At 58.3% G+C, this 16,330-nt stretch carries 11 protein-coding genes; 4 read left to right on the forward strand and 7 right to left on the reverse strand.

The genetic code is table 11. The annotated features are described in order from the left end of the window. Positions 1–163 precede the first annotated feature (163 nt). The 3 genes from GFN93_RS14980 to GFN93_RS14990 all read right to left on the reverse strand — a co-directional run bounded on the left by GFN93_RS14980 (position 164) and on the right by GFN93_RS14990 (position 2,963). Positions 164–1,045, reverse strand: a complete 882-nt coding sequence (locus GFN93_RS14980) for a fatty acid desaturase (RefSeq protein WP_153502130.1) — start codon at positions 1,043–1,045, stop codon at positions 164–166. A gap of 308 nt (positions 1,046–1,353) precedes the next feature. Further along, entirely contained in the window at positions 1,354–2,349 is a 996-nt protein-coding gene (locus GFN93_RS14985; protein ID WP_153502131.1) for an AraC family transcriptional regulator, read from the reverse strand. Then, complete coding sequence (locus tag GFN93_RS14990; protein ID WP_153502132.1) at positions 2,346–2,963, reverse strand: TetR/AcrR family transcriptional regulator; 618 nt, start codon at positions 2,961–2,963, stop codon at positions 2,346–2,348. Before GFN93_RS14990 ends, GFN93_RS14985 begins: the two co-directional genes overlap by 4 nt. Positions 2,964–3,076: 113 nt before the next feature. Between GFN93_RS14990 and GFN93_RS14995 the strand changes: the two genes are divergently transcribed. Together GFN93_RS14995 and GFN93_RS15000 are read left to right on the forward strand one after the other, a co-directional pair. After that, a complete protein-coding gene (locus tag GFN93_RS14995) occupies positions 3,077–4,327 on the forward strand; it encodes an oxygenase MpaB family protein (RefSeq protein WP_153502133.1) in 1,251 nt (416 codons plus the stop codon). Positions 4,328–4,353: 26 nt separating this feature from the next. Continuing rightward, positions 4,354–5,220: an SDR family oxidoreductase gene (locus GFN93_RS15000; protein WP_328594750.1), complete on the forward strand. Its 867-nt coding sequence runs from the start codon at positions 4,354–4,356 to the stop codon at positions 5,218–5,220. A 631-nt stretch (positions 5,221–5,851) separates the two neighbouring features. Here the strand turns inward: GFN93_RS15000 and GFN93_RS15005 are convergent. Together GFN93_RS15005 and GFN93_RS15010 are read right to left on the reverse strand one after the other, a co-directional pair. Next, positions 5,852–6,466, reverse strand: coding sequence for a GNAT family N-acetyltransferase (locus GFN93_RS15005; protein WP_235902092.1), 615 nt, complete (start codon positions 6,464–6,466; stop codon positions 5,852–5,854). Then, positions 6,466–6,759, reverse strand: coding sequence for a hypothetical protein (locus tag GFN93_RS15010; protein ID WP_153502134.1), 294 nt, complete (start codon positions 6,757–6,759; stop codon positions 6,466–6,468). The genes GFN93_RS15005 and GFN93_RS15010 overlap by 1 nt, the downstream gene beginning before the upstream one ends. A 206-nt stretch (positions 6,760–6,965) precedes the next feature. On the opposite strand from GFN93_RS15010, the gene GFN93_RS15015 reads away from it, so the two are divergent. Continuing rightward, a complete protein-coding gene (locus tag GFN93_RS15015) occupies positions 6,966–9,008 on the forward strand; it encodes an alpha/beta hydrolase (protein WP_153502135.1) in 2,043 nt (680 codons plus the stop codon). A 360-nt stretch (positions 9,009–9,368) separates the two neighbouring features. Here GFN93_RS15015 and acnA read toward each other — a convergent pair whose 3' ends face one another. Beyond that, positions 9,369–12,116: an aconitate hydratase AcnA gene (gene acnA, locus GFN93_RS15020; protein WP_328594751.1), complete on the reverse strand. Its 2,748-nt coding sequence runs from the start codon at positions 12,114–12,116 to the stop codon at positions 9,369–9,371. Positions 12,117–12,383: 267 nt separating this feature from the next. Between acnA and GFN93_RS15025 the strand changes: the two genes are divergently transcribed. Next, the gene (locus GFN93_RS15025) at positions 12,384–12,992 is read left to right on the forward strand and encodes a lysophospholipid acyltransferase family protein (protein ID WP_153502137.1); all 609 of its coding nucleotides are present in this window, start codon (positions 12,384–12,386) and stop codon (positions 12,990–12,992) included. Between the two features lie 338 nt (positions 12,993–13,330). Here GFN93_RS15025 and GFN93_RS15030 read toward each other — a convergent pair whose 3' ends face one another. Continuing rightward, positions 13,331–16,324, reverse strand: coding sequence for a parallel beta-helix domain-containing protein (locus GFN93_RS15030; RefSeq protein WP_153502138.1), 2,994 nt, complete (start codon positions 16,322–16,324; stop codon positions 13,331–13,333). Positions 16,325–16,330: the final 6 nt, after the last annotated feature.

The raw sequence follows: 16,330 nt of genomic DNA on the forward strand, positions 1-16,330 counted from the left end.
GAGCGGTCTCCCTGCATGGTTCAGATACACAGTGTTTACTAATCGGCAAAGCTTGTTAAGCGCGGAAATTGCCAATCAGGGGATAAAAACTGTCACCTGATGGTTGGCCGTTCTTCGGCCGACCAGGAATAAAAACAGGCGGCCGAAGCCGCCCGGAAAGGGGTCAGGTTGCCTTGCCGGCGGACTCGCGTCGGGATTTGTCCGGACCGAGCCCGAAGGGGCCGATGATCATGTCTCCGGAGTACGCCAGATGATGCGCTTCGCGAGCTTTCCAGATCTTGCCGTACCGGTAGAACGGTGCGGTGGGGTAGAGGTGGTGCACCAGATGATAGTTTTGGTACATCAGCACTGGGGTCAGCCACCATTCCTGCCCCATGCGCATTAGCGCTGTGGAGTTGGGGTCTTCGTCCTGGCGGCCGGTATGCGGATAGTGCGGCAGTACCATGAAGACCAGGCACATCAGGAAGAAGGCAAAGTAGGTGGGGATCAGCCATAGCGTCAGCATGTACCAGGGCATCAGCACGATCAGGATGCCGAAGATCACGCCCGCTACCACGATCTCGCGCACAATCTCGGATACCTTCACGTTAGGCAGAAGGGCTGGGTTACGCAGGAACTTGTACAGATAGAAATACGGCCACAGGCCCCACAGCGGCATGGTCCACAAACTGCTGCTCATCCAGTGGTCCGGATCATTTTCCGGGTCGTTGGCAAAGCGATGGTGACGCATGTGCAGCAGGCGGAACAGTTTGCCCTTGCCGAATGGGACTGCCACGAAGGTGGCCGCGGCCAATATGAAATCGTTGTGCTCTGATTTCCGGGCGGCGGCACGGTGAATGGCTTCATGGGCCGGTGTGAACAAGGCATAGCCGGCGATGCTGTTGACCAGCATGCCCAACCAAAGGGGCCAGATGCCCATGGGGACCATAAACCAGGTGAGGGCCACGCCAGCCAGAGCCGCGACCAGAATGGCCAGAGTTGGCCAGGCAAGCTTCGGTGACACCTTGAGTTGAGCCAGTTCGGTGTTGTTATCTTCATTATTCATAGCGCCAGTCTCCATCGCGGCATTGATTCAGTGTTGCTGGAAACCGGGGCGGGCATAAGCGCGGATGCTGACAAGGGGGGGATGATAAATGACAGGGTGTCATGGCATCTCGAGCCAACCCATCAGCGCGGTGAGACTATTCTGTTACGAGTTACGAGTTACGAGTTACGAGTTACGAGTTACGAGAAGCGAGAAGCGAGAAGCGAGAAGCGAGAAGCGAGAAGCGAGAAGCGAGAAAACCAGGTTCCGCACCACCCGTTTTTTGACTTTCGAAACTCGCTTCTCGTTACTCGCTACTCATAACTGCTCTATTCCTGCCGGAACTTCCCCGGACTGGTGCCAAACCATCTCTGGAAGGCGCGGCGGAAGCTGGCGACGTCGGTATAGCCCAGGTCCTCCGCCACGGCGGCCACAGTGTAGTGGGGCAGGCTGAGTAGCTGGGTGGCGCGGCGGCTGAGGGTCTGGTCGCGCAGTTGCTGGAAACGGGTGTCCTCCTGCTTGAGCTTGCGGATCAGGGTGCGTGGGCTCACATGCAGCCGGTCGGCAATGGTATTCAGATCGGCCTTGCCCTCTGCCTGGTGCAGCAGCGCCAGCACCTGATCGCTGATCGTGCCCATCTTGCGCAGGGATTCCTGGCGGGCTTCGCACTGTTGTACCGCCATCCACAGTAGTTCCCTGTCATGGCTGGCCAGGGGTTCATCGCCATAGTGGGCAGGCAGGGCCAAGCCAACACCGGGGGCGTCAAAGATGACTTCGGTGCCGCGGAAAATCTTCTTGTAGGCTTCTGCCCAGGGGGGAGCCGGGTAATTGAAGAAGGCCTGGCCATCATGGATGGGCTTGCCGCGCAGCACCACATGGCAGGCGTAGGCCGAGGCCATGGCCGATTCGGTGAGAAAGCGGATGTACTCATCCATGGGGTAGTTGAACTGCAGATTGAGCGTGATGGTACTGGCGCCTTCTTCCATTTCGGTATGGAAAACCCGGGTGCGTGTATTGGTGAAAATCGCAAAGACCTTCATGGCGTCGCGCAGGGTAGGGCTGGCCATGGCCGCCATGCCCATGGGTCCGTGCATGGCTGGCAGTGCTCGCAGCCCGGCCTGAAGTGCCAGGTCGGGTTGGTCACTGAGGGCCTGTGCATTGGCGATCAGTTGGCAGGTGCCGGGCCAGTCGATAAAGCCGTCACCGTGGAGCAGGGTATCCACATTGATGCCGGTATTGCAGACCAGGTTTTCCAGACCGTCCTGATCCAGCCCCATGGCCTGGGCAATCATGCGGCAGTAGGCCAGTGCAAGATCTGGCGTCATCGCTGTGCCTCCGCTGACTGCGGCGGCAGCATCATGTAATTGGCTACCATGCTGGTCAATTCCGTAGCGAGGGCATCTTCGCGAATCAGCCCGTTGTGTTGGCTGATATGGCGCACCATGGTGAACAGGACACTGTTGGTGACGATAAATACCCTCACTTCCAGATTGTCGATGGGGTAGTCCCGATAGTGACGCAGGAAGTAGAGTCGGGCCAGATCCATGAAATGTTGTTGCAACACATCTACCACCCGGTCCGTGGGCAGGCGATGCCAGTTACGCACCAGTTCCAGATACAGGCCGTCACGGGAATGCAGTACGGCAAAGCCGAAACGAATGGCATTACCAATCAGGGCGTGCATGTCCACATTATCCATCAGCGGCAGCTTGCGCAGCCCCACTCCGATGTCATCAGCCAGGCTTTCCATCAGCGCCTGGATCAGGGAATCCTTGTCGCCAAAGTATTGGTAGAGCGAACCCACACTGACACCTGCGGTTTCGGCAATGCGTGCCGTGGTGGTGTTATCGAGCCCTTGCTGCTGGATGACCCTGGCAGTGGCATCGATCAGGGCCCGGACCATTTCCCGGGAGCGTTGTTGTTGTGGGCGTTTGCGCATAGCGAAAAGAGTCTTGTTGGGCCAGAGTCCAAATGCGAATTGAATGCGAATACATATTCGCATTAGGGTGCAGGTCATTGCAACAACGGTCGTACCGACATGTGGAGGCGAGCATGAATGCTCCGGCCCAGACACACCAAGGATTACCGGCAGTACCCGGACGGGTGCGGCCTTTTGAGAAGACCCAGCAGCCTACGTCGCTGCTGTTGAAGGCACTACTGGGCCGCGAACTGGCGCCCAGCAAAGCGGAGTTTGATGGGGTTGTGGGCGCCCTCTGGGTGGGGGATCCGGAGATGGATGCCCTGGTGGATTGGATGATGGAGTTTGGTGCCCGTGAGGCCCGAGCCCTGTTCGAGAAGGCCATCAACGAAGGGCTGGCGGCAATAAAAGATTGCCCGGAGCCGCTGCGTCACTTTGTCCGCAAGATGGAAAAGCGTCCTGAGTGGGTGGATTTCGACCTGATCGATGAAGGTGCGCGCTTCATTCATTCCACCGGGATGACCGCGCCCTATGTTCTGCGTGACCTGGCGCTGATGGGCGGATATCTGCTATCCGGGTTCAATCAGTCACTGGTACTCACTGGGGCCTTGAACAAGGGCGCCTCGCGAAGAGTTGCCGAGACAGGAAAGTGGTGGATCGACTGCACTGAAGTAGGCGGCTTGCGTCGTTTTGGCCCCGGTTTTCACTCCACAATGCATGTGCGGATGGTGCATTCACTGGTGCGGCGCAATCTCAACAGCCGCAAGGACTGGGATGCTAGTGAGTGGGGGATGCCCCTGAGCCAGGTGGACATGGTGGCGACTTACCTGGGCTTTTGCGTGGTCATGCTGGGAGGTCTTCGAAAGCTGGGCGTGCCAGTAACCCCGCGGGAATCGAAGGCGGTGATGCATCTCTGGAAGTACTCAAGCTGGTTGATGGGCGTTGAGGAACGCTGGCTGGTGGATACCGAGAGCCAGGGCATCGTGCTGCTGCATCACACTTTGATGACTCAGAGCCGCCCGGATGAAACCAGCCGTGAGTTGGGCAAGGCGCTGGCCGAGGAGCCGCTGGAGCGTCATTTCAGTCATTTTGAAGGACTGCAGCGCCGGCTCGCTTATGAAAAGCACCTCAGCGTCAGCCGCTATTTCCTGGACAAGGAAAAAATGGAGCAGCTCGGTTTACCGTCATCGACGCTGCCCTGGTATCCGGTGGCGACCCTGGTGCCGCGCTTCGTTGGTCATGTGGCGCAGCGCTACAACCCGCTGTTGCGGGGCCGTCAGGAACGTCGCGGTCGTCGTGATCAACTCGCGGTGCTCAATCAGATGTTCGGCGAGGCCGAGCAAGGAATCATCCGCCCGGACAGCCAACACCCCGGGCATGTTTGAACGATCTGAGCAGAAAGGAACGCGACGTGACAGACAAGCAGCAAAAAACGGTACTGATTACTGGTGCTTCATCCGGCATCGGTTATGCCACCGCCCGGCTCTTTCAAAAGAAGGGCTGGAACGTGGTGGCGACAATGCGCAACCCCGGTGATGCCAGTGGCCTGGCAGCACTGCCGGGAGTGCTGGTGTTACGGCTGGATGTGAATGATCGCAATAGTATTGAAAGCGCGATCAGGGAAGCCATCAGCGAGTTTGGCAGCATCGATGTGCTGGTGAACAACGCAGGCTACGGGTTGATGGGGGCGTTTGAAACCCTCAGCGAAGCGCAGATCATTCGTCAGTTTGATACCAATGTGTTTGGCTTGATGGAAACCTGCCGCGCGGTGCTACCACACTTCCGTGAGCGCAGTAGCGGCGTACTGGTGAATGTGGCCAGTATGGTGGGGCGTGTGCCGTTGCCACTGTACAGCGTTTACAACTCCAGCAAGTGGGCGGTGGAAGGCTTCACTGAGGGGTTGATCTATGAGCTTGGGCCGCTCGGGATTGGTGTGAAGATTATTGAGCCGGGCGCCGTGAATACGGCCTTCTTTGGTCGCTCCTCCGACAGGGAGAACAACACCGGCGTCTCCTCATATGCTTACTACAGCAAAGCGCAGTTCGGGGTGATGGACAAGACCGGGCCGGGAGGAGCGACACCGGAGCAGGCTGCTGAGGTAATCTACCGCGCTTCCACAGACGCCAGCCCACGCTTACGTTACAGCGTGGGTATGGATGCCAGGATGTTGCTGGCCGCCCGTCGTCTGCTGCCGGAAACCCTGTTCCGCTCCATGATACGCATGAGTCTTTCGGAAAAGGCTTTCAGCAGCATTGGCAAGCTGTTGTACAAGTCCTGATCGATATTCCACGCCGCCTGTTCTGCGGGTGGTGTGACTGTTTGCAAAGCGGATTTTCCCTGGTGGGATAGTGGGGGTTGGCAAGCTTGCCGCTACTCGCCTGGGGCAGGTTCGCTTTGCAAGCGGTCAGGATCCGCTACAAGCTACGCTTGGACAAGAACATTCGAGAAAGTCCCCCGACATTGACCGACAGCGTTTCCCACTTGCATGGATTGAACAGAAAGTCGGCTCAATCCGTTCAGCAAGCTGAATTACCCACAAACCACCGCTTCAACTTTCATCCCGTGCCAGATTAACTGGAGGCCTGACGTTTGATGGAGGCGGAGTCCTTGGGCCAACACGTTGGCTTTCCTGCAGAAAACAAGAAATGAAGATGCCCGAAAATGAAGAAAAAATAGCCGTCGAGGGGACGGCCATAAGGGGGTTGTCGGAGCCTGCCAAAGGGGGGGTAGCAGGGGCTCCAGGGTGGAATCATCCTTGATTCCGTTGTACACAGAGTGAGCGCAAGTTCGTTCTGCTGGTGGCCTTGTTGCCAACCATGGGATAAGAGTACTGCGGCTTTGTCAGGCAACCCAGCGTACTGGATTGAGAGGTATGATCAAAAAAATTGATCAATGGGCAGACTGTATACTTAATTACTCACTAATGATTTGCGCATAAGGTGGCGTGTCAGGGTGACGCCGCCGCGGTCGGCCTGTTCTTCCCCTTCACTGTTGAAACCCATGAACTGGAAAAAATCATGCGCCGTCAGGCTGACGTGGGCGGTCAGCCTGCTCAGGCCTTCCACTCGAGCGCTGTCTTCCAGGTGCTGGTAGAGCAATGTGGCAATGCCCACACGGGCAGAATCCGGATGGACGTAAATCATGTTGATGCTGTCCTGAATTCGCTGGGCAAACCCCACCAGCTCCTGATCCCACTCGGCGACCACCGTTTCCCCGTCGCCCAGAAGGGAAATAAGACTTTCATGGTTCTGGGCCAGGCTCCATGCATCACGCTGTTGCTGATCGTAGTGGCCGGCGGTACTGACCTGAATGGCATCTCGGAAGATCCTGATCAGCTTGCTCAAGTCCCCGGATTGCAGAGGTCGTATCTGGAAAGGCAGAAAGGCGGCAAACGCATCCGTTGGTTCGCTTGCCTGCACAGCCTCTTGCGACAGAGTGGGCTCAGCCATGCGTGCAGAGGGTGACTGCTCCTGCTCGGCGTCTGTTTTCACACGGCCAAGGAGGCGGCGAATCCAATCCAGCATCACGGTGTTTCCCCGGCAGGCTCTGCCTGCTCTTTATTAGTATTCGTGTCCGCCCCATTCGCTTTCAGGGCGTCGATTTGTTCTCGCAGTGCCTTCAGGTAGGCGTCCTGTTGGTCCAGCAACTGTTGAGTCGTTTGCCGCTGGGCTTCCAGCTCCCGGGTGCGCGCTTCCAGCTCCTGCTGCTCACGAATGCGGGCATCGCGCTGCTCTGCCGTGAGCAATTCATCATCACTGGCCTGTGTTGGGCCACACATCATCATCAGTGGCAACATCAATGGTAACAAGCAACGCATGGCGCTTCCCCAAACCCAGCGTGAAGGAGAGTCAGCATAGCAAAAACCGGACGGCGTGGGGGAGGGGCAAGACTTGCCAACGTATTCTGTGAACAAGGTAAACGACCTGTAGCGGATTTGCTGGGGTTTGGTTAGGGCCAGTGCCGCTGGTGAAAAGTTTGGATTAACGTCCCACAAAGCGTCACTCAGCGCATTCGAAAACAATAATGACCAATCGCCATCCTGGCGCCAGTGGTCACGTGGGAGATTTCATGTTCACTGCGATTAGCGGGGGCCGTCAGCCCCTGATACGTTCCCTTGTTCTGACTGCGTTGGCCAGCTCCCTGCTGGTGGCCTGTGGTGGCGATGCGTCATCGAATGGCAGCGCTACCACTACGCCAAGCCCAACGGCCAATGAGGCTGCGCCTCAGGCGGGACCGGTAGATCCGCCCGAGATTCCGGTGGTGGCGAGACGGCTTCCTGCGTACCAGACGCCCGGACTTGCTCTCGCGGAGGTAGATCCCGATGCCAATACGGCTTCTTGCCGGGCTGAACGGGCGCTGACGGGCGCTGCCAACTATCAGGTGCTGCTCACCTCCGCCAGCGGGGAAACCATCAGCTTTCAGGTCATGGAGCCCGCCAGTGTGGACTGTGTGACTGGCCACCCTCTGATGCTGCATGGTCATGGTTTTGGTGGGCAGCGGGTGACAGACCCTGCGGGTACCCAACTGCAGCGCTTGCTGGATAACGGCTATACGGTCATCAGCATTGACCAGCGTGGCTTCAATGAGAGCAGTGGCACCGTACGGGTGATGGATCCCAATTTCGAAGGCCGTGACCTGCTACAGATTCTGGACTGGGCGGAAACTCATCTGGACTATCTGGCCCATGATCGCCAGCCCGCCGGTGGGTTCAATCTGGCTGCCGGTGCGACTGGCGGCAGCTATGGCGGCATGTACCAGCTACTGATTCACAACATTGATCCGCAGCATCGGCTGGATGTGTTGACCCCGGATATTACCCCCCATGATCTTCGCTACAGTCTAAACCCCAATGGCACCATCAAGTCGGCCTGGGACTTGCTGCTGGTGGCGGGGGGAGAGAGAGGGGCCAACCAGCCTCTGCTGGGAGGGCTGGACCCGGCCATCAAGGAAACGTTGCTGCGGGGCGCTACCTTCAACGTGATGCATGAGGGGGCGTTACCATTTTTCTATTATCACAGCGCGGCCTATTTCCTGGATGCGCTGCCTGCGGATCAGCAGCCACCTATGGATTTCCTCACCGCGCCCATTGCCGGTGGGCTGGAGTACGAATTCGCCGCAGTGCAGCCCGAAGCGGTGGATATCCTCTTCTCCCAGGGCATCCGCGATACGTTGTTCAACTTCAATGAAGCCTGGGAAAACTTCCAGGGTTATCGGGCGCTGGGTGGGGACGTTCGCCTGATGGGCCATGAGAGTGGCCACATCTTGCCGGAAATCGCCGGTTTGCTGGATCAGCTGGGACCGCTGGCGGAAGGTGTTGCACCGCTGCAGGACTTGCTCAACAGCCTTGGAGCAGATCTGCCCGAATTGCAGCAGGCCGGCGGTGCTGCCGCCTGTGGTGAGTTGAGCCGTAATGATGCGGTGCTGGCGTTTCTCAACGAGAAACTGGAGCCGCCCCGTGCTGAGGTGCTGGATGCTGCCATGCTCGGCCAGGTGGATCGACTCCAGAATGAAGTGTGCTTGCCATTAAAAGATGGTGAAGCGGTGTGGCGATCCCTTGCGCAGATCGATGATGAGAACCGCGTGGAAACCACCGTGCCGGTGACCCCGGTGCCGATTCCCAACAGCCTGCTCGGGCTGAGCAGTTTGCTGGCACCGGTGTTTATTCCTCTGGATGACCTGCCTGAAAACCTTCCGGGTGTGGCGGGGATCGGTGCCCTCGATGTGACGCTCGGCCTGCCGCTGTTGGGCGTGCCTGAATACTGTAACGCGGGCGTCGATCTGCCAGAGGAGCTGCCGGCCACCGGCTGTGATGCCATCGTCCATGTGGGCTGGGGCGCGCGTGTCGGAACCGAAGCACCTCGCCTGATCGATGATCAACTCACCCCGCTGCGCGGCCTGGGAGGCCATCGGGTGAACATGGTCGGTGTTGCGGATGCCTTGCAGGAGGATGAGGAGCTGGGCTTGCTGGTATACGGCTATCACCTGCAGTACCTCTCCAGCCTGAGCCGGGATGTACTGGTGCCGGCGGTGACATTGAGTGGCACGGTGCAAGTGCCGGTGCTGTAAGCTGCGAGCCTCGCTCGTTTGGATAGGAAAGCCTGGATACGTTTCCGGGTTTTCCGAAGAACGGAAAAGCGTTTCAGATCGTTGAGTTCGGCGAATTTTAAAGGGCACTGCCTGTTGTAGGAGACTCAGCTTGCCTGAGCGAACCGTGCGTAGCACGGAATCGACGAAGGGCGATCAGGCTGGGCACGTCTCCAAAGAATGGTCCTTCTTCGGTCGCCTCGCCTGGCGAGGCGCGTCCCCGGGAAGCGAACTCCTGCAGCGGACAGCGGGGGCTGAGAGAGGTGAAAGATTTACGCAAAAGGGCGATGCCGATTGGCACCGCCCTTTTGCGTGTTGCCTGTTGCGTGAAGCGAGCAGTGTCTATTTCATCATCTGCCGCAGTACATAGTGGAGAATGCCACCGTTCTTGTAGTACTCCACTTCGGCGGCGGTATCCAGGCGAGAGATGGCCTCCACGGTTTGTTCCTTGCCATCGCGGTGGAAGACCACTTTTACCGTTTCTCCGGGTTTGAGTCCGTTGGAGAGGTCCGGGATATCCACCTTCTCGCTGCCATCCAGATTCAGCGTCTTGCGATCCGTCCCTTCCGGGAATTGCAACGGCAGAACGCCCATACCGATCAGGTTGGATCGATGGATGCGCTCGAAGCTTTCTGCGATCACCGCTTTTACACCGAGCAGGTTGGTGCCCTTTGCTGCCCAGTCGCGGCTGGAGCCGGTGCCGTACTCCTTGCCGGCGATCACGACGGTGGGGACGCCATCTTTCTGGTAACGCATGGCGGCACCGTAAATGGAGATCTCCTCGCCCTGGGGCAGGTGTTTGGTAAAGCCGCCCTCGATATCCGGGGTCATCTCGTTGCGGATGCGAATGTTGGCGAAGGTGCCGCGCATCATCACTTCATGATTGCCGCGGCGGGAGCCGTAGGAATTGAAGTCGATGGGCTCCACATCGTGTCCTTGCAGGTAGTGCCCGGCAGGTGAATCTGCCTTGATGGCGCCGGCTGGAGAGATATGGTCGGTAGTAATCGAGTCTCCCAGCAGCGCCAGGATGCGGGCTTCTCTCACCGGCTTCACATCGTCCACTTCGGCGGTTAACCCTTCAAAGAACGGCGGATTTTGAATGTAGGTGGAGCTGCTATCCCAGTCATAGGTCTCGGAGTCCGGGATGGGCAGGCTCTGCCAGGTTTCATCGCCCTCGAAGACACTGGCGTACTGGTTGCGGAACATGTCGTTGTTGATCTTCACCAACTCTGACTGAATTTCATCGGAGCTTGGCCACACGTCTTTCAGATAAACCGGGTTGCCGTCCTTGTCCTTGCCGAGAGGATCCTTGTCCAGATCGATCTTCACCGTGCCTGCCAGCGCGTAGGCCACCACCAGTGGCGGTGAGGCCAGCCAGTTGGTGCGCACACTCTGATGCACCCGCCCCTCAAAATTACGGTTGCCTGACAGGACCGAGGCGACGACCAGGTCGCCGTCACTGATGGCCTTGTCGATTTCGGGCGGCAGCGGGCCGGAGTTACCGATACAGGTAGTACAGCCGTAGCCCACCAGATCGAAACCGATCTCATTGAGCGGCTTCTGCAGGCCAGTAACATTCAGATAGTCGGTGACGACCTTGGACCCGGGAGCTAGGGACGTCTTCACCCAGGGTTTGCGGTTCATGCCTTTTTCGGCGGCTTTTTTTGCAACCAGACCGGCGGCGATCATCACACTGGGGTTGGACGTGTTGGTGCAGGAGGTGATTGCAGCGATTACCACATCACCATGGGTGAGGTAATGCTTCTGACCGTCAAGCATGACGGGCACCTGGCCGCCGCTGGGTTCGTGATTACCGACCGCCGTCTGGCCACCTTCCCCTTCCAGAGTGCTGATTTCTTCGTCGTTCAGGTTAAGTGTCTCGGTCACCACATCAATGAAAGTGCGTTTCACGGCGGTGAGTGGTACCCGATCCTGGGGGCGCTTCGGGCCTGCCAGGCTGGGCACGACATCGCCCAGGTCCAGCTCCAGTACATCAGTGAACTCCGGGTCCGGGTCGGCACTGGAACGCCATAACCCCTGCGCCTTGCAGTAGGCTTCCACGAGAGCAATGGTATCTGCATCGCGGCCCGACAGTTCCATGTATTCGGTGGTGCGTTCATCAATGGGGAAGAAGCCACAGGTGGCACCATATTCAGGCGCCATATTGGCGATGGTGGCTCGGTCGGCCAGGGTCAGGTCGGCGAGTCCGTCGCCAAAGAACTCCACGAATTTCCCCACCACACCGCGGCGACGCAGCATCTCGGTCACCGTGAGCACCAGATCGGTGGCAGTGATGCCTTCGCGCAGTTTGCCCTTGACCTTGAAGCCGATGACTTCGGGGATCAGCATGGCAATGGGTTGTCCGAGCATGGCTGCTTCGGCCTCAATGCCCCCCACACCCCAGCCCAGCACGCCGAGGCCGTTGATCATGGTGGTATGGGAGTCGGTGCCCACCAGGGTATCCGGGTAGGCGTAGGTATTGCCGTCGTCACTGTCGGAGGACCACACCCCCTTTGCCAGGTATTCCAGGTTCACCTGATGACATATGCCGGTGCCCGGAGGAACAACACGGAAGTTGTTGAAGGCTTTCTGGCCCCAGCGCAGGAACTGGTAACGTTCACGGTTGCGCTGGTATTCGATGTCCACGTTTTCGGCAAAGGCTTGTGGGTTGCCGAACTTGTCTACCATCACCGAATGGTCGATGACCAGGTCCACAGGGGAGAGTGGATTGATACGTGACGGATCGCCACCGGCCTTGCTGATCGCGTCACGCATGGCGGCCAGATCTACCACCCCGGGTACCCCGGTGAAATCCTGCATCAGCACCCGAGCCGGGCGATAGTTGATCTCGTGGTCGGAGCTTCTTGTTTCCAGCCAGCGCACCACTGCCTCGATGTCCTCGCTGGTGACGGTGTCGCCATCCTCGAATCGCAACAGATTTTCGAGCAGGACTTTCAGTGAAAAGGGCAGCTTGCTGAGGTCACCCCAGCCCTTGTCGGCCACGGTGTTGATATTGAAGTAGTGGTAGGTCTTGCCATTGGCTTGCAGGGAAGTCTTGCTGTTCAGGGTGTCCTGGCCAATCCGTGTCACTGTACACCTCCTGGTCATAGGGATTTCGCCTCAACCCGTGGGTGGGCGTGGCGGGGAGCAGGGGCGTCATGGGTCTGCAACATGATGACGTAACGCCCCTGCGCATGACTCATTTCATACTACGCCCATATCGCAGTGACATGAAACGCATCATCCCGCTGTAGCAGGATGAGTACCACTCGACGGAATGGTCGTCAGGGTCAATGCCACCGCACTGGCTTCACCGTACCATTGCGCTCCCTCTGAACCGGATCACCTGGACCCCTGATGAGCACTGATTCCTATCCCCGCCGTGGTAACGGCTTTTCCCGCGCGCTGGCCCGTGGTTTCCTGAAACTGATTGGCTGGAAAGTGGTGCGTCCTCTGCCTGAGATACCCAAGGCAGTGATGATCGGTGGGCCCCATACCTCCAACTGGGACGGTATCGTGACGCTGGCGGCCATGATGGAGCTGGGGCTGGATGCCCACGTGATGATCAAGGACAGCGCTTTCAAGGGGCCGCTGGGTTCGCTGTTGCGCTGGATGGGCGCGCTGCCCATTGATCGCAGCAAGGCCGGAGGGGTGGTTGAGCAGACTGTGGCTAAGTTCAACGAGCATGACAAGTTGTTCATGATCGTGGCTCCGGAAGGCACCCGCAGTGGTGCCAGCCAGTGGAAAACCGGCTTTTACCGCATTGCCGAAAAATCAGGGGTGCCGATCATCGTGGCGTCGGCGGACTACCGTAAAAAGGAAATCGATTTTCCGCTGGTGGTACCGGCTTCAGGTGACCTGGAGACAGACCTGGCTACCATTCTCAATTGCTATGCGAAGGTACACCCTCGCCATCCGGAAAAGTTGTCTGCGCCCATCAAGGCGCTGCGGGATAAAGTGGAATAGCGACAAGCTTTACTCGACAGCCACTGGAAATTTGAGACCCTTTTCTCGCGCTTGATTCAATTCGCTCGGCAATCTGAGTTGTCCTTTGGGGTGGACTGTCTGTGCCACCCGCCAAGTTACCTGCCGACCATGCAAAGAGACTCCTGTAGAGGGCCCAATGTGTCAGTGCCCGGCACGGTGTCATCCGCAAAAAGATCAAAGCCCGGTGCCCTAACTCTCGGTCAGTAATACCGAAAAGCGTCCGGTTCGACGTCGTGGCTTGAGTGGGGGCGGAAAATCCCTCCCCGCACGCGGGGAGGGGTGCCTCCCGCAAGCGGGAGGCGGAGGGGTTCAGGGTGTCAGTTGCCGCAGGCTTCAGCGTTGGTGTAGCTGCTGTCCACCACGGTGTTGATCCATTGATCCAGCAGGGCGCTGGCTTCGGTATGGGCAACACTGCGGGCAATGGGGGGCATCATCCGCTGCGGATCGTTTTCGGCAGCCACGCGACAGGAGACGATGGAGCTGTCTGCGCTGCCGGGCACCAGTACATGCTGGCGGCCACAGGAGCCGCCGCCGGTGGCGGTGGGCTTCTTGCAGACCCCATAGCTGGCATCCACATCACGGAAGTGATCCAGGTAATAGCCCGTGTTGGAGGCGGCGCCCTTGTCGTTATGACAGTGCTGGCAGTTCACTTCCAGGTAGGCGCGCACGCGGCTTTCAACGTCGGCGTCAGAGCCCGCTGTAGCGCCACTGTCGCCGGGCACATTCCAGTGTGGAATACGCTCGATGTTGGTCGCGATGCCGTTGCTGATGGTGAGCTCCGGTGTACCAGTGAGAATGCCCACATCGGTCCAGTACTGTAGTTGGTTCACTGCCGGGAAGCCCGCCTGACCGGTGTTGCCCATGAACGCAGATTCGGCCTTGTAGGGACGGTTCAGGTTGCGGGGTTTCGGTCCAATGGGGGCGCTGCCTGCGGGCTGATCATCATTGCCGTGGCAGGTGATGCACTGATTGGCGTTGGGCACGGAATAGCCGGTGGTGCTGCCGGTAAGCAGAGAGCCGGAGTCTGCATCACGGTAGTGCCATTCAGCAGTCGTTGTGCCGCCACCCATGGCCAGACGCGCCACCAGCTCGCCATTTTCTTCGCCCCAGATATAAGGGAGACCTTCCCAGATGGGTTTGCCGCTGCTGCTGGTACGTTTGATCAGCAAACGGGTTTCCACCAGTCTTTCGGTACCTTCACTTTCATTGGTGAAGGCAAAGGTCTTGGCGATCACAGTGCCTGCGGGGAAGTGGATGCCACCGTTGAGGTTGTTGCCATCCTGACCGTCACGGTACACGGCCTTGGTGCCCGGCGGCACAAAGACAACGCGGTACTTGGTGGCGTAATCGGAAAACAGCTTGCTGTTCAGTACATAGGGTACGCCGCCTTCGTTGGGCAGGCTGCGAGGGTCATCGCTGCTGGCAAACAGGTTGTACTGGTCCAGACGCGGGCAGTTCACTACCAGGGCTGCGCGGTTGATCTCGCCACTGGCGACTTCGGTATTACACAGTTGCTCGACCACTTCCGGATCCGGAGCAGGATCGAAATCACCACTACGCTCGAAGGGCGGAATCACCACTCGAGGCAGAGAGCTGAGCACACTGCCAAAGCGGGTCTGGCAATCATGGTCGGCAATATTGGTATCGGAAGGCATATTCATCAGACCTTCCAGAGCGTCCAGCAGCCCCTCGGGAGAAAGGATGGAGAAGTCCTGTTCAGCCAGCGCCAGAACCAGTTCCAGACCATCGGTGCCGTGGAAGTTCAGGTAGGGTTCGCTGTCGTCAGAGAACTCATTGTCGTGGAAGCAGGACCCCCACTTCGGCTGAATACGGGCGCCTTCATCGTCGAACTTGTAGGCGTTGTAATGGCAGCTGGGGTTGGGGTGTTCATTGGTATGGATCGGCTTGCCGTTACTGTCTTTGGGTACCGGTTCGCCATTGCTGTCCACCGGGTAGGGGCAGTCGGCGTCGAGATCATCGAGCAGACCATCCCAGACAATATGGGCGCCTTTGCCCAGATTGAGGATATTGTCCAGGCTTCCCAACAGCTGTGTGGGATCGTTGATGGTGGGCAGGTTTTTCAGACCGATGAGGGTGGGCAGGACACTTTCCACTTCGCCGTTGGCCACTTTCTCCAGGTTCGGCGGGGGCAGATCATAGCCTGACTTTTTCATCACGTTGTTGTGGATGTGCAGGCCTTCGGTATAAGGGTCGAGTTTCCTGTCTGCAGTTTGTCCCTTGCCATCAATCAGCTCGTAGCTGGTGTAGATGACAGCAGCCGTACTGTGGTCTTCGAAGGTGTTGTTGACCACTTCAATATTGTCGTAGCCCAGGGTGATAAAACCGGTGCCGCGAGGCACGGCGGACACCAGGCCACTGTGTGCGAAGTTGTAGGTATTGTTGTTGCGGGCCAGGTTGTTGATCATCACCGAGGTATCACCGTACTGGGTGATGTTTTCCAGATCGTAGATCAGGAAACCACCGGTATTACATTCGGCCACGTTGTTATCGTATTCGCCGCCTTGAACGTTTTCGATCTCGAAGCCCATCACGTTATAGACCGCACGGCTGTCTCGAATGATGGCGGTGTTGGTCTGGCCGACGTAGATGCCAGCATCGGACGCGCCGACGGATTCACTGCCCTCTACCAGGATATTTTCCGATTCAACCGGGTAGATACCGTAACGACCACTGGCCGAACTGGGGACATAGTCCGGAGTCGGGTCGCCTTCGTTGAACGGCGGTGTGGTACAGGCCACATTGACGCGCTCAGCGTAGTTTTCTTCGGTGATCTGCCCACCGCCGCCGGACCAGATGGCTCGTACATTACGCAGGGTGCCCCACTTGACGCCCTTCAGTTTGAAGGCGTCACCGGGGGAGTCGAGGATGGTCAGGTCTTCCACGGTGATGCCGCTGATATTGAGTGCTTCAAGACCGGTGACGTTGACGCTGTCCTTGAAGGACAGAATGGTCTTGTCCTTGCCGCAGCCCTTGATCAACACGTCCTCAGTAGCCTGAATCAAAAGCCCCTGGTCCAGGTTGAAGTAACCACAATCGAATTGCAGCGTATCCCCCGGACGAAGCTGAATCATGGCATCGACCATGTCCTTGGTGGCGTTGTCGCCGGGGCTGACCAGGAAGGTGCGGCCATCGCCGGTCAGCGGCGGCGTGTCAGTGCCACCGCCACCTGTATTGGCAACGGGTGAGTTGCTGGCGGGGCTATTACTGCTGCCGCCACCACCACAGCCGGTGAGGCTGAGTGCGCTGGCCAGCAAGGCCAGCGCTATGGGTCGGGTAAGGTCGATGCTCATGATGTT

It is taken from the genome of Alcanivorax sediminis, assembly GCF_009601165.1.
Lineage (GTDB): Bacteria > Pseudomonadota > Gammaproteobacteria > Pseudomonadales > Alcanivoracaceae > Alcanivorax > Alcanivorax sediminis.

What these genes read in the sequence shown, in the direction of transcription:
- GFN93_RS14980 (WP_153502130.1), bottom strand. Translation starts at nt 1,045, where the DNA reads ATGAATAATGAAGATAACAACACCGAACTGGCTCAACTCAAGGTGTCA.
- GFN93_RS14985 (WP_153502131.1), bottom strand. Translation starts at nt 2,349, where the DNA reads ATGACGCCAGATCTTGCACTGGCCTACTGCCGCATGATTGCCCAGGCC.
- GFN93_RS14990 (WP_153502132.1), bottom strand. Translation starts at nt 2,963, where the DNA reads ATGCGCAAACGCCCACAACAACAACGCTCCCGGGAAATGGTCCGGGCC.
- GFN93_RS14995 (WP_153502133.1), top strand. Translation starts at nt 3,077, where the DNA reads ATGAATGCTCCGGCCCAGACACACCAAGGATTACCGGCAGTACCCGGA.
- GFN93_RS15005 (WP_235902092.1), bottom strand. Translation starts at nt 6,466, where the DNA reads ATGCTGGATTGGATTCGCCGCCTCCTTGGCCGTGTGAAAACAGACGCC.
- GFN93_RS15010 (WP_153502134.1), bottom strand. Translation starts at nt 6,759, where the DNA reads ATGCGTTGCTTGTTACCATTGATGTTGCCACTGATGATGATGTGTGGC.
- GFN93_RS15015 (WP_153502135.1), top strand. Translation starts at nt 6,966, where the DNA reads ATGACCAATCGCCATCCTGGCGCCAGTGGTCACGTGGGAGATTTCATG.
- GFN93_RS15025 (WP_153502137.1), top strand. Translation starts at nt 12,384, where the DNA reads ATGAGCACTGATTCCTATCCCCGCCGTGGTAACGGCTTTTCCCGCGCG.
- GFN93_RS15030 (WP_153502138.1), bottom strand. Translation starts at nt 16,324, where the DNA reads ATGAGCATCGACCTTACCCGACCCATAGCGCTGGCCTTGCTGGCCAGC.